This window comes from Nostoc sp. FACHB-133 (assembly GCF_014698055.1).
Classification (GTDB): domain Bacteria; phylum Cyanobacteriota; class Cyanobacteriia; order Cyanobacteriales; family Nostocaceae; genus Nostoc.
Window position 1 is genome coordinate 190450 of record NZ_JACJSH010000001.1, and the last position, 18177, is coordinate 208626.

Genomic DNA, 18177 nt, shown 5'->3' on the forward strand with positions numbered 1-18177 from the left:
AAATTTCTCCCCCTACAAAATGGCTGCTGCTGATTCCCAAAACCCAAATATTTTTGTATATCCTCAAAGCACAGTAGAAAGAGCCGAGCGATCGCTAGTGTGTTCGCCCTTCAATTTATCTTTATTTGAAGTTATGGGACACCAGAGTGTTTCAGTAACTGCGATCGCTCTGGAAAATGGACTCAAACAGGGCTATACCAAGCGCCCTTTATCAGAATTAGCCTGTGATAACGCCTTGGGCTGGCTAATCCAAGTGGGTGTATTGCGGCGAGAAGTCGATGGACAGGGAATTACAGATAGTTTTCGGCTCACTCCCTTGGGTCGCCAGCTGGTGGAACAATACCACGGACAAAACTGGCGGACACCTTCATGGCGTGATCGTTTATTCGATGCTGTGATTCGTTGGTTACGGATACCCTTTTAGAATAAAAAACAAAACCAAAGAGTTAGCATTAGGCAATCAAAGGGAATAATATATACGGAAACATCACATTTATTCATGAAGTCTTTACCATAATCATCTAATTGAAATTTGTGATGCTAATGGTGGGTGTGGGGTATGGTGTATTATTTCTTCCCCTACTCCCTCATGTCTTCCTGCTCGCTTATTGTTCGCTCCTAAAAATTCACTCTGTATCTTGAAAAACTAACTAATAGCAACTATGAAATCAATTATGGTGGTGGGGACAACATCCCATGCAGGGAAATCACTTTTAACTACAGCTATTTGTCGCATTCTGTCGCGGCGTGGCTGGCGGGTGGCTCCCTTTAAAGGTCAAAATATGGCTTTAAATGCTTATGTTACTGCCAGTGGTGGAGAAATTGGCTATGCCCAAGCAGTGCAAGCTTGGGCTGCGGGAGTCGTACCTTGGGTAGAAATGAACCCAATTTTACTCAAACCTCAAGGGGATATGACTTCCCAAGTAATTATCAAAGGTAGGTCTGTAGGTAAAGTGAGTGCCTCAGATTACTACGAGCAATATTTTGAACTGGGGTGGCGGACAATTGAAGAATCGCTACAGCATTTAGGAACAGAATTTGACCTACTGGTTTGTGAAGGTGCTGGTAGTCCAGCAGAGATTAACCTCAAACACCGCGATTTAACTAATATGCGGGTAGCAAAGTATTTGAATGCACCAACGATGTTAGTAGTTGATATCGATCGGGGTGGTGCTTTTGCCCATGTGGTAGGAACCTTAGAGTTATTGGAACCAGATGAACGCGCTCTAATTAAGGGTGTAGTAATTAACAAATTTCGAGGACAGCGATCGCTCTTAGATCCGGGGATAAAATGGTTAGAGGAACGCACAGGTATCCCCGTTATCGGTGTTATACCCTACTTGCAAGAAATGTTTCCAGCAGAGGATTCTCTTGATCTGCTAGAACGTCAATCGTCCACGAATAAAGCCCAAACTGACCTCAACATTGCCGTCATCCGCTTACCAAGAATTGCCAATTTCACCGACTTTGACCCACTGGAATCAGAAAGTACAGTTTCAATCAAGTACTTAAGTCCTAAGCAGGATTTAGGACATCCTGATGCCGTGATTATCCCTGGTACAAAGACCACAATTGCTGACTTGCTGCTGCTGCAAAAAAGCGGTATGGCAGAAGCGATCCAAAACTATGCTGCTTCTGGGGGAACAGTTTTAGGTATCTGCGGTGGCTATCAAATGCTCGGTCAAATCATTGCCGATCCAGAAGGGATAGAAGGACAAGCTGGCAGATTTCAAGGGTTAAATCTTTTACCAATTAGAACCGTAATTACCGGACAAAAAATCGCCCGCCAGCGCCAAGTTAGTTCAAATTATCCACAGCAGGGCTTACCAGTCAATGGTTTTGAAATTCACCAAGGGCGATCGCGCATCGAGCAGCAAGGAATAGACCCTCAATCCTACCATGCCCTATTTGACGATATTAATTTAGGATTAGTGGATAGTTGTCAATCGGTGTGGGGAAGTTACCTCCACGGGCTTTTTGATAACGGCCCTTGGCGACGCGCTTGGTTAAATCGCCTCCGTCAACAGCGCGGTTTAAAATCTTTGCCCACCGGTGTTGCTAACTACCGAGAACAGCGAGAGCAGATTTTGGATTCCTTAGCGACTGAAGTAGAAAGCCATTTAGACTTAACTCCATTTTTGTCTTAAGCTGATACCATTTTTAATTTTAGATTTTGGATTGAGAATAGCTTTCTAAATCTAGGTGTAGTGAATTCATCTGTCACAATCATGTTTCAAATTGATATAAGTTGCATAAAAGAAATTGCACTTTTTTCGTTAAGATGGTTATTTGTCATTTGTAAAGACAAAAGGCAAATGACAAATAACAACTCTTACGAATCAATTTCAAATAAAAAGCGTAAGATTCATGATTGTTCGTGTCCACTTTTTACCAGATGATGTGACAGTAGATGCCGAAGTGGGAGAAGCCATTTTGGATGTAGCAGACCGGGCTGGAGTATTTATTCCCACTGGTTGTCTAATGGGGTCTTGTCACGCTTGCACCATTGAATTAGAGGATGGAGAGATCATCCGCGCTTGTATCACCGCAGTACCGCCACGCGAGGAATTGACGATTAATTTGTTTAGCGATCCCACTTGGTAATTTTTTAACCCTCTAAGTTTAGAATCCAGATAAAAAAGTAGAGAAGAGACTTACTAGATGGTAAATAATGTTGCACAATATGGGCGATCGCACATATTGTCCCCTACTGCCTGTTTTTACTATCTATATCAATTAGCTTTAACATTGAGCGCATATTCTTTAAATCTTTCCAAATCAGCTTGAATCGTCGATTCAACTATCCGTCCCAAAAACAAGTTATCCATAATTTTGCCAATAATGCCGGGGATAGCATAGGAAATACTCATTTTAACAATGCTACTATTGTGGCGATCGTAAAAGCGAATCGCTCCCTGATTAGGCAAACCATCAATCGATTCCCATTGGATAATTTGGTTGGGAATAACTTTGAGAATTCGGGATTGCCAATTAAATTCTAGACTGCCGGTTTTTAATTTCCAAAGAGATATATCTGGATTATCTGGCGGAATTTTTACCGAATCAATCCACTTCATCCACCGGGGCATTTGCTCCAAATCAGACCAGAGGCTCCATACTAAATCTATGGGAGCCTCTACTTCTACCTGCACAGTATGCTCTAACCAATCTGACATCTCTCTTCTTCTTCCTTTGCGTTCTTCTCTACGAGACGCTATGCGAATGCGTCCTTGGCGGTAGCCTGCGGCAAGCCACTGCGTGTCTACGTTATCTCTTCAAATTCTCCAAAATCACTTTTGCCGCCCGCCGTCCAGAAATAGTAGCACCTTCCATGCTGTCAATATAATCTTGCTGAGTATAGCTCCCTGCAAGGAAGAAATTATCTACTGGTGTTTTTTGGTTGGGACGATAGGCATCCATCCCTGGCGCTTCTCGGTAGAGAGACTGAGCAAGTTTTACTACACTATACCAAGTCATATTTAGCTCCCGCGACGAGGGAAACAGTTCATGGACTTGCTTGAGGACATGCTGTGCGATCGCTTCATTACTCTGTGCAATAAACGGATCTCCCGGTGTCAGCACTAGTTGTAACAAAGATCCCTGTCCTGGGCGATAATAATCAGCAGGGCTAGTTAACGCTAAATCAGCAAAACAAGAAAAGTCAGCATCGGCTGTGTACAGTAAATTATCAATTCCAGCCGCGTGATTTAGCTGTTTACGTTGCTCTTCATTGTTGAGTTCTGTTACCCAACCATCGAAGCGTAACTGCACTGTAGCCACTGGTACTGCATCCAGTTTGTAAATATTGTCAAATTCTGACCACTTACGCCATTCCTGGGGTAGGATACGTTGAATTCCTGGAACATCACAGGCAAAAACGTAAGCATCAGCAGTGATAGTTTCGACTGCATCACCTTGGGCAACTGCTATACCAGTGACGCGGGTTTGTTCGTTTGATTCTATAAACTGAATTTCGCGTACTTGCCGACGCGTATAAACTTTAGTGCCTCTGGCTTCTAAATATTCCAGAATGGGCTTGTGCAAATACTCAGATGGAGAACCTTCCAACATTCGTAGAACTGAAGCTTCAGTTCTAACTGCAAATAACTGGAATATGGTTAACATACAACGGGCAGACATATTTTCGCAATCAATAAATCCCAATGCGTAAGCAATGGGGTTCCATAACCGCTTAATGCTGCCATTACTCCCACCATGACTGCGAAACCAATCGGCAAAGCTAATTTTATCCAAGTTACGGATGGTTTTCATCGCCCCGTTAAAGTCTACCAATCCGCGAACTATGGGACTAGTACCTAAAGCGATCGCATTTTGCAATTTATCCTGCAACGATAGTTGGGAAGTCGTGAAAAATGCCTTTAAGCCATTGAAAGGCGCACCTGTAAAGAAGCGAAAATCCAAACCACCAGTGCGCCCCCCTTTATTAATAAAAGTGTGGGTATGTTCCTTGAGGCGTAAGTTCTCTAACACCCCCACTTTCTTCATCAAGTCAAATAGTTGGTAGTAGCACCCGAAAAATACATGCAACCCCATTTCTAGATGGTTGCCATCTCCATCAACCCAACTGCCGACTTTACCACCCACAAACGGACGAGACTCAAAAATCTCTATTTCACAACCAGCATCAGCTAGATCCACTGCGGTTGCTAGTCCAGCAAGTCCCGCACCTACGATTGCAACACGCATTCCGTCGTTCCTTTTCAGTTTCTTTACAGATTGTAACTGGGTTGGTGTCGGAATTTGCTACTTAATATCAACTCTACCAATATATTAAGGCAAGCAATGTCGATACTAAAACCTCTTTAATTACTTCTTTTAGTCCCCGTAATTGACCAGACGCGAGCAAAACGCGCCTGTATCAGCTAGACAAATTATTGTCCATTGTGGCACACCCAAAAAAGTATCAGAGCTATTTTGTTGGTGGCAAAGCAGTTATCTAGTAAGTAGTGAAAGTATGTTCTTACTTGTTTACATCTTTGCCATCGTCGGAGACAGGCAAACTTCTAATCAGTTCGCGAATCACATCGGTTGCGGGTCTACCTGTTTGTTGACAATATTTTTCTAGTTTTTCCGCTTCCTGCGTTGCGAGATTAACTGTTATGCGTTTAACGGCCCATTTTTTATTTGTCATTATCATGCTATCTGCTGTATATTTAGATTGTCGAAAGAGTCTAAATTAAAGAGGGAACCGATAAGATTATCAGAATTTGTCTCAGGAAACAAGTAATACCATTAATATTAAAAATTGTCGTTTTGTCAAAGGATTCATAATTTTCTAAAGAAATCAAAAAACTACACTTTATTTGTTACTATTTTGACAGCAAAAACAGCACATAGTTCCTTCTGAGTAGGATAAACCTACTAACAGCATCAGTAAAGCCTGGCAATGAACTTCTATAAATAAATTTGAGATACCGAATGTTGACTCAATCAAGATTTGCAAAATTATTCTCTATCGAAATAATTTGACCATATATCTTAATCAAGTTTGCCAAACCCACTTGGTGAGAACATCTGGTATAACAGATGAAAATAAAGCTTTAGAATCATTGTCAGGCTGAAATTGCGTCTTACAGGCGGCTTTAGGTGAGATATACAGCTCGGAAACAATCACTTAAAAGTAGGCAAATAAGTAATCGGTCTAGAGCAAACATCCATCTGTATCCATTGCTGTAATCAATAAGCTAAGAGCGACTTAAATAGTTAAGGCTTTTGGCTCACTGCAATTAAAATGATTACTTTACCGTGCTAATGTTGTAGTCATAAACAAGGGTATAAGATTAAGCTCACTGGGTATAAAAAACCAAAGCTTTTGGTAAAAATTAACAGTATTATCTGTAATTTCACTCATAAAAATTAACCAAGAATAGACGTGAATGTTACTTGACTGTCAACGATAATAATATTTTACTTTTGTTTCATGTTTTTACACTAAGTCCCCGGAAATATATGATGAAATCCTAGATATTTTTTCTCTTCCCCCTAGCGATATAATTTGTTTGAAAGTCAGTATTGTTTCAATTCCTTACATTCACCTATTTTGAGGTTACGACAATTATTTTTAGCCAATTAATAAGCTAAAAAACTTGCTTATTAATATCTAAGCTAAGAGAAAAAATACAGCCAAAAAAGTCTTGCATTAAAACCCCGATTGATTAGTAAATGTAAGCATAAAAGCAATTTTTTACTTCAATATTTTTGTTGAGTGTATTCATTATAGCCATGATTTATGGGCTTTAAATAAACTTTATTTAGGCAATAAAATAACTCATATTTACACTTTATAAAAAAATTACAAAGAAAAATAGATAAATATGAGCTTTTGCTTAATGATATTGATATATGACAACCTTTTAAGCTCAAAAAGTTGTAAAAAAAAGATTCTAAGATTGAAGTGCGTCGGCTAAATTTGATTAAACTCAACTTGGTAAATAATTAAATAGTAGTCTGTACTTATTTATACTGATAAATATCCAAATAAAATTACTGAAAAACTATGAGAATATAGATACTTCATGAAATTTAGGTAAAGTTAGCTGTCATCCTGGGATATTTACTAGTAAACCTTCGCAGAAATACAGCTAACACCTCAATTAACAAGACTTAGAGAAAAATTAATCCTCTTTTCAAAGTTAGATAAATTTCCGCCTTGCCGTAATAGGTGCATCAAACCTAAGTATTTTGTAGTTTACTTAGTACTCAGTAATTCCCCTAACTTCTCAGCGCTGAATCTGGTTAATACGCGAATCAAATATATCTCAACTTAATTTCTTATAGCCGTAATCCTGAATATCAGATTACAGCTATGAATGCAACTATTCCAATTTGAGTTGGGGCATGAGTTGGAGAGTGCCAATACCTAAATCTTTCGGTGAAAGCGATCGCGTTTCAAATAAAGCCATCATGTCTCGTAACTGAGGATTGCCACGGGAAGCTCCTGTTAATCCTTTAGCAATGATTAAGCCACAGTAGCCCTTAGTATTTTTACACCTCTGATTCCATTTTTTTCGAGCTTCTACATGAATAGGATCTTCATCTAAAAATTCACCAAATAAGAACAATTCACCATTTTGAGTTTGCAATAAACCCAGATCGTAGCGATCGCCATCAAAAGGATCGGCACCTGGATTAAAGCAAATTGCTCTCAGTCCTCCTGCTGCTTCAATTCTTTCAATTACAGTTTTAGCCTTGGGGCGAGAAGTTTGAATTAAAATCACCGGCAAACCGTCACCCACTTGTTTAATTTCACCAGCCTTATGGTAGATTACCCCCTTACGGAGGTGATCCAACATTTCCCAGGACACTACGCCTAAGCTGAGAAAGGAGTCTTCCGGTATCAAGTCATCTTGCAATGATTGGAAATTTGAGGAGTCAAGGTTGCCAATTTCGTGATCATCGTCACCAAAGCCTGCCATTTCCTCTAATTCTGCTGCTAACTGCGGCATTGTAGAGACTGTCACAGCCACAGATTTAGTTGATTCTTCCGACTGCGGCAGAGAGATGCGATAGCGACGGCTGAGGGTAGGGAAGATATCCTCATGCAAATGGCGGCGGTGATCGCGAATAAAGCGGATCAGACTTTCGATCGCAACGAAGATTACCAGTGCTTCTTCGTCATACAAAACAGACCGCAGTCCTTCTAAGGGGTGGATATTACCGAAAGTAGGGTCAATTTCTGATAATGGCAGATCCGCCAAATCACTTTCTTCGTCATCGTCTTCATCTTCGTCTTCATCAGCACTCTCAAACGTAAGAAACAGACAATCTTGCTTGAGAAACGCTTCTTCTAGATGCTCTGTTGAGTCTTCATCTTGTAAAACTGCGGTGCGAAACTGTTTTAAAGACTCTTCTGAGCGATAAAACAAAATTCCATACTCCATTCCCAGCATTCCCATGACTGAGGCGTAGAGTGTCCCAACATCCCACTTATTAATCTCGATTGACAAAATTTGCTGTTCTTCCAAAAATTCCCAAGGTGCTGCTTGCCAAATTGCAAATGCTTTCTCTCGCAAGATTTGTGCATACTGTGGGGGTAAGTCAGGAGTTTGACTATCGAGAATGTCAGCGAACCCGCGAAATAGTTCGTCAATTAAAGGCAGTTCTGGTGCGTAGTCAATAGCAATATCCAAATCTTGCAGCACTCCCCGCAGGTAAAATTGGATCTCACGGTCTTTGACTACAATTCTTTGGGGCCTAGCAGGTCTTGCCGGACTGTGGGGATGCTCCATTGCTCGCATTAAGGTACGAACGATTGCTTCTGGGCCAACATCTGAAGCTACCACGTCCATTCCTCGGACAACACCTTGGGAGTAATCTACCCAAAGAATGCATTCTCCCTTTTCCTCGGAGTCTGAATGCTGGTTTGGTGATGACAACGGACGGCGATCGCCCTCCCATACAGAAGGAATTTGAGTTAATTTCTTCAAGCGACGACTGGTAGAGCGATTAAAACTTGTCATAGAGTAAGTTAATCAAAAGAAGCAATTTGAAAGTAAACTTTGGGGGATAGCTAGCCTCGGATTAGGTTTTTATGGCTGCACCTGAAAGATAGTTGCTTCTCAGACAAGCCATGCTTGAACTCCAAAAATACCGAATCTCTAAACACACTGAGTCTCTCAATTCTAGAATAAAAACCTTTGGCTGCTTTTAACGGAGTGTTTACAATTTGGCATCTAACGACATCTAAGCCGCTAGAATGAATACAAAAACACCAAGGGAAACCCAGAGGCATTAACAAGCCGATATCGGGTAAAGCTTAGACTAATTAAGGAGTGAAAAAAGCAGATGACACAAGCAATTCAGTCTCAACAACGCGGAATTCTGTTGAGCGAAGCCGCATTGCACCAGGTAAAATCCCTCCGGGACAAGCAAGGCACAGACTTCTGCTTACGGGTAGGAGTCCGTCAGGGTGGCTGTTCTGGGATGTCTTACATGATGGACTTTGAAGACACTAGCAAGATCACCCCGCAGGATGAAGTTTTTGACTATGATGGCTTCAAAATTGTCAGCGATCGCAAGAGTCTCTTATATCTCTACGGTTTAATGCTCGATTACAGCGATGCCATGATTGGCGGTGGCTTTCAATTTACTAACCCTAATGCCAACCAAACTTGCGGTTGTGGCAAGTCATTTGGGGTTTAGCCAAGAGGAGCCGATCACGTGCGAGGTTTTCCAATATTGATTGAACTCGCTCTCAATAGTCAAGAGTCAAGGTTTTCTAACTCTTGACTATTGGCCTATGACTATTGAATCATGGCTAATGACTATTAACTAATGATTATTGACAAACTTACTATGACTCAAACAGTTGAATCCCTGTTTGATACAGGTTTAGAACGCTATAAAGCAGGAGAGGCAGTAGATTCTTTAATCCCTGTATTTAAAGAAGTGTGCGATCGCGCTCCTAAAACGAGTGCTGCTTGGATCTGTTTGGCGTGGTTGTATCTACTCGATAACAAGCCCAACTTGGCTTACAAAGCTGCACAGAAGGCTGTCAAGTTAAATCCACAAGACCCACAGGCTAGAGTCAATATCGCTTTAGCAATGCTGGAAACAGGTCAAAAAGGTTTACGGGAACATATTGACATTGCACAACAGCTAATTTTTGTCAACCCAGAATGGCGCGATGAAATAAAAAGCAGTATCGAAGACGGTTTAACTAGAAAACCAGATTGGCAGAGTTTGACAAAAGTCAAAAATTGGCTGTTGGAGGAGTGAGAAGTTAAGAATACAGATGCGAGCAATCGCGTCTGTAGAGGAGTGAGGAGTTAAATTTAAGTCGATAACTCTCACTTCTAACTTATCCGTAGCTTAGTTAGCAGTCACAAAATTTTGGGCAATTAGACAACAGGGTAGATGAAAGATAAATTGTTAAATTGGCTAAACACAGTTTTAGTCGCAGATGTTTTTTTGGTTTTGTTTGGTTTTGTCTGGTTAGCGATCGCTGCGATCGGTGATTCTGTGGGAGTAAATTTGGGTTTAGATTTGTGGCATCAACTTTGGCAACCCGTATTTAACCCAGCGATCGGCATCCTCATGGGCGGTGCAATTCTCAGTGGTATTATCAGTTGGGTTTCCAAAAAATTTCTCTCTAGTCAAGAATAAAATAGATTGGAGATTGAAAAGAGGCAAAGGGGCAGGGTGCTGCTCTTACTGAGGGGAAAACTATTCTCCCTTGCTCCCTACTCCTTTGCCTCTTTCCCATTCCCTTTGACTCTACGCAAGAATTTGTCTTAGTGCTGACTCTAAATTAGGATATTTGTACTCAAATCCTGTTTCCACAGTGCGCTTAGGAAGGACTTGCTGACCTTCTAAAACTACTATAGCCCCGTCTCCTAAAAGAGCTTCGATCGCAAAAGCCGGAACGGGCAACCAAGAAGGGCGATTCATCACTTGTCCCAAAGTTTGGCTTAAATCTGCCATTCGGACTGGGTTAGGGGCAGTAGCATTGTATATGCCTTCTATTTCCGGTTTAGTTAAAGCTTGCATAATCAAGTTAACTAAATCATCTATGTGAATCCATGAGAACCACTGCCGACCACTGCCAATGGGGCCACCAGCGAAGAGTTTGAAAGGTGGAATCATTTTACCTAAAGCCCCACCATTGCCCAGAACAATCCCAAAACGCAGGATTACCAGTCGTACACCAGCATCTTTTACCTTTGTTGCCTCTGCTTCCCAGGCTTGGCAGACCTGGGCGAGAAAATCGTTACCAGATTGGCTTGTTTCATCAAAGTTTGCCGTTTCACTGGTGCCGTAGTAGCCAATAGCCGAAGCATTAATTAACACAGTTGGCTTGGGGTTAGCATTAGCTATTGCTTCAACTATTTTTTGTGTGCCTAACTTTCGGCTATTGAGGATTTCTTGTTTACGTTCTGGTGTCCAGCGCCCTTCACCAATCGGTTCTCCTGCCAGATTAACTACGCCATCACAACTAGCTATGACACTTTGCCAAGAACCAGATGTATTTGGTGTATAGGCAACAATTTCTACATTGGGGAAAGCCTCAGATGGAAAAACCTTTTGAGCAAAAGCGGTGTTCCGAGTTAATACTACTATTTTATGACCTTTTCCGTGGAGCCGTTGTACCAAAAGACTACCGACAAATCCTGTTGCTCCAGTAATTGCTACTTTCATTCATTTTCTACCTCAGCCAAACTCTTATTGTAAAGTTTTTGATCAAACTTTCAGCCTACAGCACTTTCTTTGTGGATAGAACAAATGCAACTGTATCAGACGGAAATAATAGCTAAAACCCTGATTCTAAAGTAGCGGCAATTCATTAATTGCCCGTACAGCATGTAGTTTTGCGTAAGTCAGATGTATATCTGGTGATGCCTAATCTCAAAACTCAAAAACTTTGCTTTTTGAATGACTTTCCGTTTAGATGCTTCGGTATTATAGGATGGACGGAGTGTTGCAAGGCGTGGGGCTATTATGGCTCGCTATACCTGTTCGTTTATTGTTTCTGTTGCTAGTGACCATCTGTTGCCGTTACTTGTAGAACTTCTACAGGACTGTCAGTTGGATATTCAATACCACACGGGCGATTACATTATCGCTCGTCAGACTCCTGGTAATGTTCCTTTTCCTAAATTGATCACAGTAGAAGTACTGCTTGATAAATCAAAATCTACTGAAACAGAAACCCGGATGAGTATTGTGATTAAAAATGAAGAACTACCTCTCCAACTAGATAATTACTGCCGACAAATGTTTGAATTCATCAAGCAGGCTATTGAAAATAGCCGCCATTGGCATTTGATTGAAAGTATTGCAGGATAGCTTTGGTAATTAAATTGACAATCCCACGGCTTTAAGCCGTGAGAGTGTCAAATTGTGGTTGGTAGTTATAATTCAATCTCCCAGATCCTCTAAATCCTCGGCCATACCGGGGTTTATTAGTGTAATGTCGTACTCGCTCGAATCCGTTTGTCCCAAACGCTGAGTATTTTTCAAAAGGTAATAAATGGCACGGACTTGAGGGCCAAAAACGATCTCGTCTTCATTTCTGAGATCGTGGTTTGGTATTTTACGTCCATTAATCATCAAACCGTTGGAACTAGCCTTACCTTTGGCATCGCCATCTACAATCCGGTAATAGTAGCTATGACTATTATGCTCTCGTGGCAATCTGACTAATGTGGCATGGCGGCGGGAGACAAACTGAGACATCAAACGGATATTACACTCGCGGTCTCTACCGATAGAGTAGACGGGTTGCTCCAGAGAAAATTCTTTGCGACCTTGATCGTCTTCAATAATCAGTAGATGGTTTTCATTAGTTTCTGCTGCCATTGACAAATCGGTGGAACTGTGATTTAACAAGATTTGTTTCGTATCGTATTTTGCCATTTTCGGGCACCGTCAATCTGTGGTGCTAATCTAAATAAGCTTTAAAATTGCATAATACCTTGAAAGAGTAGAACTTGGTCGTTCTACTCCAGTAGCTATGATAGCTTTTGTAGGTGTCTTAACAGGCTTTGTGATCTGCGTAAAACCTGAACATCGACTCAGTGTAACAAATAATTACGAATTCGTAATGACGTTCTCTACAAGAAGCAAGCTACGCACAGCGTCTCGTAGAGAACGTCATTAGTAATTACGAATTAAAAATTGTTAAGTTGAGATGGGAATGACTAAGATTTGCTATGGGAAATTTTAGGTTCAACAAAGTATTCTACGAGTGACGAGCTAATCGCCTTAATAATATTGAGTTTGTGACGACGCTAACAGAGCTAAAAGCCATTAATGCAGCAGCACCAGATGGGTTAAGGACAAAACCCAGACTAGGGAACAAAACACCTGCTGCTAAAGGAATGCCAACTGTATTATATGCAAAAGCCCAGAATAAATTTTGGCGGATTTTGTTGAAGGTGGCGCGACTAAGCTGAATAGATTCAACTACATCATTTAAGCGATCGCGCATTAAGACAATTTCAGCAGTTTCCATTGCCACATCTGTCCCAGAGTGCAAAGCAATTCCTACATCTGCTTGGGATAAAGCTGGAGCATCATTGATTCCATCTCCTACCATTGCGACTACTGAGTGCTGAGTGAGGAGTGAGGAGTTAGGAGTTCCTTTTGTCCCTGCTTGTTGTAAATTCTTGATTGCAGCTGCTTTTTTCGCTGGGGGGACACCCGCGATCACATCAGCACTATCTAATCCTAATTGTTTGGCTATGGCGCTAGCTGCTTCCGGGCGATCGCCACTGAGTAACATTACCCGTAATCCCATCTGACGCAATTTGTCTACAGTGGATTGGGCATCTGGTCTGAGGGTATCAGAGACAGCAATTAGTCCGGCTAGAGTTCCCCCAACTGCTACGCAAACGACTGTTTTACCATCTGTTGCCAAATCCTGTGCTACCTGTTGTGCAGTTTCACTAATTGCAATACCGTGCCAACTCAACCAGTCCCAGTTACCCAAAAGTACAACTGTTTCCTCTACCACAGCAGACACTCCTAATCCTGGTTCCGTGTGAAAGTCCACAGCTTCTGGAATCGATAACTGTTGCCGCAGTGCTTCTTGCTGAATCGCTTTTGCTAGGGGGTGGTGAGTACCGCTTTCTACGGCTGTTGCTAGTTGGATTAGAGAGTAGGGATTCCCACTTCTCGTTTCTGAAATTAACAAGCAATCGGTCACGATGGGATGACCTGTAGTCAGAGTGCCAGTTTTATCAAATACCACGGTATCTAACTGGTGTACTTTTTCTAAAACGTCGCCGCCTTTGATTAACAAACCCCGTTCTGCGCCCATAGCAGTCCCAACAAGAATAGCTGTTGGGGTAGCAAGTCCTAAAGCACAGGGACAGGCGACTACCATAACTGCGATCGCTAGTTTTAAACTAATTAATAAAGGGGAGTAGGGAGCTTGATGTGTAGCGTGGCTCATCATCTCCATCTCACCAGACATGGTGATATTAGTCCAAAGATGAGTACCGAAAAAGTACCAAAAGACAAACGTTAATAAAGATGCTGTTAACACTCCGTATGTAAAGTAACCAGCTACTGTATCGGCTAATTTTTGTACTGGGGCTTTCCGAGTTTGGGCAGCTTCTACTAAAGCAACAATTTGAGCTAGAGTTGTATCACTTCCAGTCCGGGTTGTCTGAATAGCGATCGCTCCTGATTGGTTTAGTGTACCCCCTGTCACCGAATCTCCCGGTTGCTTAATTACTGGCACGGCTTCCCCAGTCAACATGGATTCATCGACCGTTGTTTGACCAAGCACCACTTCACCATCAACAGGAATTTTATCACCTGGCAGCACCTGTAACCATTCACCAACCCGCACCTGTTCGGCAGGAATCTCTACACTAGAAGATCCCACTCCTCCTTTTTCTGGGTTGGCAATCAATCGCGCTACCTGTGGCTGGAGTGCTAGCAATTTCCTAAATGCAGCAGCAGCGCGACCTCTAGCTTGTTGCTCTAATGTTCTTCCTAACAAAATAAAGCCCAACATCATGACTGGTTCGTCAAAGAAGCACTCCCAACCCATTTTGGGAAAGAGCAATGCTACTAAACTAGCAATGTAGGCTGTCAGCGTTCCTAATCCTATCAGGGTGTTCATGTTAGGCGCATTTCGCCGCCAGCCTAGCCAGCCATCTACTAAAATCGGGCGACCGGGAATTAATAGCGCCACTGTAGCCAATCCACAGTGAAACCAGATGTTATTTAACAGTGGCAGCACCGAGCTACCAAGATTACCAAAATGTCCACTTCCCGACAATAACAGCAACATTGCAGCGATCGCCAACTGCCTCACAGAAGACCGCATTTCTCGGCGTTGTCGTTCTGCTGGATCTGGTAAGGTAGATATTTCGCCTGCGACTGTGCCCCTAGCTTTTCGGGGTTGAGTTGGAAATCCAACGGCTGTTAATCTCTCTGCTAGTGCATCTGCATCTACCGCACCAGTTTCTGACTCTACAACTGCTACCTCTGTGGCCAGGTTCACACAGGCACTCTTGACTCCTGGATGTTGGGTTAGCTGTCGTTCTACCGCGTTCACACACCCAGCACACTTCATACCTCCAACATCAAGAATAATTTTCTCTAAAATTGGGTCAAGTTCTGGGGCTAGCTTAGTTTTTGGGACAAGTTGCATGGCAAGTGTTTAGATTCGCTACAGAAATTCAACGCCTGACTAAAAGCGTCTCTAATTTGAGCGTAGGCTAAATATGGAACTACGACTGTATGTCAACCCTATTAAATTTCTTAATTTATCGTACTTCGCTAAGGGTCACTGACGACTCCAGCGTAGATAAGTCACATAAATGATAGCTACAACCTGCATTGGCATAAGGACAATCAGGCTTTTCCAAAAATTGTGAATTTCCAAATTAGACATGGCGCTGAAATAGCCAAAGCCCAACAACAAGAACAGTATCCAGATCAGCTGTTTACGTTTGATGGTTAGCATAGCAGTAGGATTCATAAGGGAAAAGGTTAAAGGTTAAAGGTTTTTTCTTTTCCCTTTCCCCTTTCCCCCTTAACCGACAAGTATTGGGGGTGTACAGGAGAATCCTAGTAAACCCCACCGAACTAATTTCCCTTCGTATGACAAAGAATAAGGAAATAATTCAAACACCAATGTACATTCAATTAAAACGGCAAAAACAATTATTAAATGGAGGGAGTTAAAACCAGCCCTGCTTATTCACAAAGTAGGTATTGACAAATTCTTCTGGGGACTTATTCAAATAGATCATGCCTTCGATTAAACCTACAAGTTGCATAATTAACAAGGCAATACCGTAGGTAAAAGAACCCGCTACTACAGAAACCACCAACATGATAAAGCCTTCTGGAGCGTATCCTAGAATAAATTTATGAACCCCAAATCCTCCAAGGATAATACCACAGTAACCAGCTAGAAGTTGTTTGGTAGGGTGACTGGGGTTGAGATTTGACATATTACATGCTGCTCCTTGATAAGTAAGTGATATAAAAATAAAGTCTTTATTGTAATCAAAGCAAATAGATTTACTTGCTTAATAAATAGATTTTTAATTTTTTCAGTACAAGTAAGCCCCAAAATGACTAAAATCAGCGTGCTTCTAATCCAGAGGAGACGCTAAAATGTCTTGCGGCATAGCTTGAAAATCTGGCGCTCCTTAATAAATTTTGGTGGATTGAATAACTGCAAACTCTGTTGCAGAAGTTTTGCAGATTTTTAAGTAAGACATTTGGTCTTGAGAAGAATAAATCTCAATAATCATTGAAAACTGCTATACCACTTTTTACAAGTCCATCAGTATTATTTCCGGGTTTTTTTATGATCGCTTCCACTGGTAGTGAAACACCATTGCACCAATGACAAGATTCAGTTATTGGCTAAAATCACCCGGATAAGAATAAATGCTTAACTAGATATTTTGTTGTCTATCTTAACAGCATTATCTGAATTGGCTTTTCAGCTAGTATTTATGCTTGTAACCAATTATAACTAGTAAATTGTTCTTACATAAGCAGATAAAATCAGATATTTATATTTTTAGCAACAGTGTAATACAAGTATTAATTGCTACCTAAAACAAACAGGCTTAATAATGTACCACTATTCCAAAGGCTGTGTAGGAGCATAGGAGCAAGGAGGTTGCGCGATCGCGTGTAAACTACCCCTAAAACGATCCCCAATGCTGTCAGGGGAAGAATTTCCGACAAGCTGAGGTGAGCGATCGCAAACAACAGACTACTGATTATAATCGATCCCCATACGGGTAAGTAACGAGTTAGAGAAGGTAACAAAAAGCCACGAAACAGAATTTCTTCAAAAAATGGAGCTGCGATCGCTGCTGTAAAGAAAAATATACCAAGTGCTACCCCATCTTGGCTTTCTAAGGCCAGTTGCAGCAGGGGGTTACTACCACCCTGTCCTTGCCATAGCTGTTGATTGATTAAAGATACCATCACAACTATAGGTAAAGCCGTACAATAGCCGCCCAGTCCCCACAGAAACCAGTTATTTTGAAAACGGAAGCGGAACCAAAATTCCGGTAACGGAAAAAATGGCTTGAGAGAGAAATACAGCACTAACAACGCACCGAATGCTACCAATAGGTAACTAACCAAAACAGAAAAAGCCTGAAGTCGCACATCAACAATAGGGCGCGGGATGGGTAGCACCGATATCACCAAGGGCACAAAAATTTGCCCCATAAAGAAAAAGCCTACAATAAAAACCTGCAAAACCGTTTCACCATCCCAAGGCGTTGACCAAGGAATATCAGCATTTTGAGCTACTAACGAGGCTTTTCCTTTCAACAAGCGTTGAGCAAATAATAAAATCAGTAATATTAGACCAATTAAAGCCGCCAAGGTAGGAATAGTACCAATAACCGCTAATTTCAACACCGCTTGAGCAGCAGTTTCTTTTTGTGCAGCTTTTACTGCTAATAAAGCATCTTGTCGTTGTTGGAGTTGGTATAGCTGAACCAAAGCAGTAGAGCGAAACCAACCTTCTAAATTCTTTTGAATCCGTTCTTGAGCATTTTGGAGCAGACGGGGAGGATTGCTCCACAGTCCACTCAATACAGCTGCGGTTTCTCCAAACTCTGGATTGACATCTGAGCGTTTTTGTAATTCGCTCCAAGTTTTCAGGGCTGTATCCGTCTGTCCTTGCTGTGCTTGCAAAATTCCCAGGCGCAGGTCTAATTCAGCGAGTAATTTTTGTAATTGCTTTAGGGACTGCTGTAACTGTTGCTTTCCTTGTTTAGAGGTTTTAGTAGTCGGAGGAACTTCAGGTAGAGGTTTAGGAGGTGTGGGAGTTATTTCAGATTGAGAGCGTAATTGTGCAAGCTTATTGTTAACTTTGTCCAAATTCGCTTGAACTGACTGACGTGCCTCCTGATATTGCTTTGTGGCGCTTTCTAGGGGTTGCTCACCAAGTATCGCTTCCCGAATCCCTTGAAGATTATCATCACCGCTATCTTCTGATTGCCAAGCTTGGGCCTGCAAAGCAATATTGGTTTGGTACAGTTCCAGGCGACTTTGGAACTGGGGTTCTTGCCAACTACCGAATAAAGCCGAAACTGCCAACAGAACTGCTATCGGCGTTAGCACAAAAATTAAAACCAACCGCTTGAATGTCATCTATCCCCCTTTGACTAACCAGTGGAGAGCGCGTCCCCCTTGGGAATTATCGCAAGAAAAAGT

17 protein-coding genes are annotated in these 18177 nt (G+C 41.8%); 7 read left to right on the forward strand and 10 right to left on the reverse strand.

Annotated features, from left to right (window positions below):
* Positions 1-19 precede the first annotated feature (19 nt).
* The 3 genes from H6G86_RS00950 (at position 20) to H6G86_RS00960 (ending at position 2604) form a co-directional block, all read left to right on the forward strand.
* Complete coding sequence (locus tag H6G86_RS00950; RefSeq protein ID WP_190932712.1) at positions 20-424, forward strand: Npun_F0494 family protein; 405 nt, start codon at positions 20-22, stop codon at positions 422-424.
* A gap of 238 nt (positions 425-662) precedes the next feature.
* Positions 663-2147 (forward strand): cobyric acid synthase CobQ, encoded by a 1485-nt coding sequence (gene cobQ / locus H6G86_RS00955; RefSeq protein ID WP_190932713.1) that lies wholly within the window; start codon positions 663-665, stop codon positions 2145-2147.
* Between the two features lie 220 nt (positions 2148-2367).
* Positions 2368-2604 carry a 2Fe-2S iron-sulfur cluster-binding protein gene (locus tag H6G86_RS00960; RefSeq protein WP_179071884.1) on the forward strand — a complete coding sequence of 79 codons (237 nt, stop codon included), beginning with the start codon at positions 2368-2370 and terminating at the stop codon, positions 2602-2604.
* 128 nt (positions 2605-2732) lie between these two features.
* Here H6G86_RS00960 and H6G86_RS00965 read toward each other — a convergent pair whose 3' ends face one another.
* From H6G86_RS00965 to H6G86_RS00980, 4 genes are all read right to left on the reverse strand, one after another.
* Positions 2733-3176 carry an SRPBCC family protein gene (locus H6G86_RS00965; protein ID WP_163938433.1) on the reverse strand — a complete coding sequence of 148 codons (444 nt, stop codon included), beginning with the start codon at positions 3174-3176 and terminating at the stop codon, positions 2733-2735.
* A 91-nt stretch (positions 3177-3267) separates the two neighbouring features.
* Positions 3268-4707: a 9,9'-di-cis-zeta-carotene desaturase gene (gene zds, locus H6G86_RS00970; RefSeq protein WP_190932714.1), complete on the reverse strand. Its 1440-nt coding sequence runs from the start codon at positions 4705-4707 to the stop codon at positions 3268-3270.
* A gap of 274 nt (positions 4708-4981) precedes the next feature.
* Complete coding sequence (locus H6G86_RS00975; protein WP_174710394.1) at positions 4982-5158, reverse strand: ribbon-helix-helix domain-containing protein; 177 nt, start codon at positions 5156-5158, stop codon at positions 4982-4984.
* Between the two features lie 1678 nt (positions 5159-6836).
* The gene (locus tag H6G86_RS00980) at positions 6837-8480 is read right to left on the reverse strand and encodes a DUF6930 domain-containing protein (protein ID WP_190932715.1); all 1644 of its coding nucleotides are present in this window, start codon (positions 8478-8480) and stop codon (positions 6837-6839) included.
* 325 nt (positions 8481-8805) lie between these two features.
* Here H6G86_RS00980 and H6G86_RS00985 point away from each other — a divergent pair, with 325 nt between their 5' ends.
* From H6G86_RS00985 to H6G86_RS00995, 3 genes are all read left to right on the forward strand, one after another.
* Positions 8806-9162, forward strand: coding sequence for an iron-sulfur cluster assembly accessory protein (locus tag H6G86_RS00985; RefSeq protein WP_012407303.1), 357 nt, complete (start codon positions 8806-8808; stop codon positions 9160-9162).
* A gap of 153 nt (positions 9163-9315) precedes the next feature.
* Complete coding sequence (locus H6G86_RS00990) at positions 9316-9738, forward strand: tetratricopeptide repeat protein (protein WP_163928719.1); 423 nt, start codon at positions 9316-9318, stop codon at positions 9736-9738.
* A gap of 138 nt (positions 9739-9876) precedes the next feature.
* The gene (locus H6G86_RS00995; protein WP_012407305.1) at positions 9877-10125 is read left to right on the forward strand and encodes a DUF8620 family protein; all 249 of its coding nucleotides are present in this window, start codon (positions 9877-9879) and stop codon (positions 10123-10125) included.
* Positions 10126-10236: 111 nt separating this feature from the next.
* Here the strand turns inward: H6G86_RS00995 and thyD are convergent, their stop codons facing one another.
* Positions 10237-11157 (reverse strand): thylakoid membrane protein ThyD, encoded by a 921-nt coding sequence (gene thyD, locus H6G86_RS01000; RefSeq protein ID WP_190932716.1) that lies wholly within the window; start codon positions 11155-11157, stop codon positions 10237-10239.
* Positions 11158-11457: 300 nt separating this feature from the next.
* Here thyD and H6G86_RS01005 point away from each other — a divergent pair, with 300 nt between their 5' ends.
* On the forward strand, positions 11458-11805 hold the full coding sequence (locus H6G86_RS01005; protein ID WP_190932717.1) for a hypothetical protein: 348 nt from the start codon (positions 11458-11460) through the stop codon (positions 11803-11805).
* Between the two features lie 72 nt (positions 11806-11877).
* Here the strand turns inward: H6G86_RS01005 and H6G86_RS01010 are convergent, their stop codons facing one another.
* The 5 genes from H6G86_RS01010 to H6G86_RS01030 all read right to left on the reverse strand — a co-directional run bounded on the left by H6G86_RS01010 (position 11878) and on the right by H6G86_RS01030 (position 18114).
* Positions 11878-12375 (reverse strand): FHA domain-containing protein, encoded by a 498-nt coding sequence (locus tag H6G86_RS01010; protein ID WP_163928721.1) that lies wholly within the window; start codon positions 12373-12375, stop codon positions 11878-11880.
* Positions 12376-12700: 325 nt separating this feature from the next.
* Positions 12701-15127 (reverse strand): heavy metal translocating P-type ATPase, encoded by a 2427-nt coding sequence (locus H6G86_RS01015; RefSeq protein WP_190932718.1) that lies wholly within the window; start codon positions 15125-15127, stop codon positions 12701-12703.
* Positions 15128-15262: 135 nt separating this feature from the next.
* Positions 15263-15442: a hypothetical protein gene (locus H6G86_RS01020; RefSeq protein WP_163928754.1), complete on the reverse strand. Its 180-nt coding sequence runs from the start codon at positions 15440-15442 to the stop codon at positions 15263-15265.
* Positions 15443-15659: 217 nt separating this feature from the next.
* Positions 15660-15935, reverse strand: coding sequence for a TM2 domain-containing protein (locus H6G86_RS01025; RefSeq protein WP_114084755.1), 276 nt, complete (start codon positions 15933-15935; stop codon positions 15660-15662).
* A gap of 604 nt (positions 15936-16539) precedes the next feature.
* The gene (locus H6G86_RS01030; protein ID WP_190932719.1) at positions 16540-18114 is read right to left on the reverse strand and encodes a CPBP family intramembrane glutamic endopeptidase; all 1575 of its coding nucleotides are present in this window, start codon (positions 18112-18114) and stop codon (positions 16540-16542) included.
* Between the last annotated feature and the right edge of the window lie 63 nt (positions 18115-18177).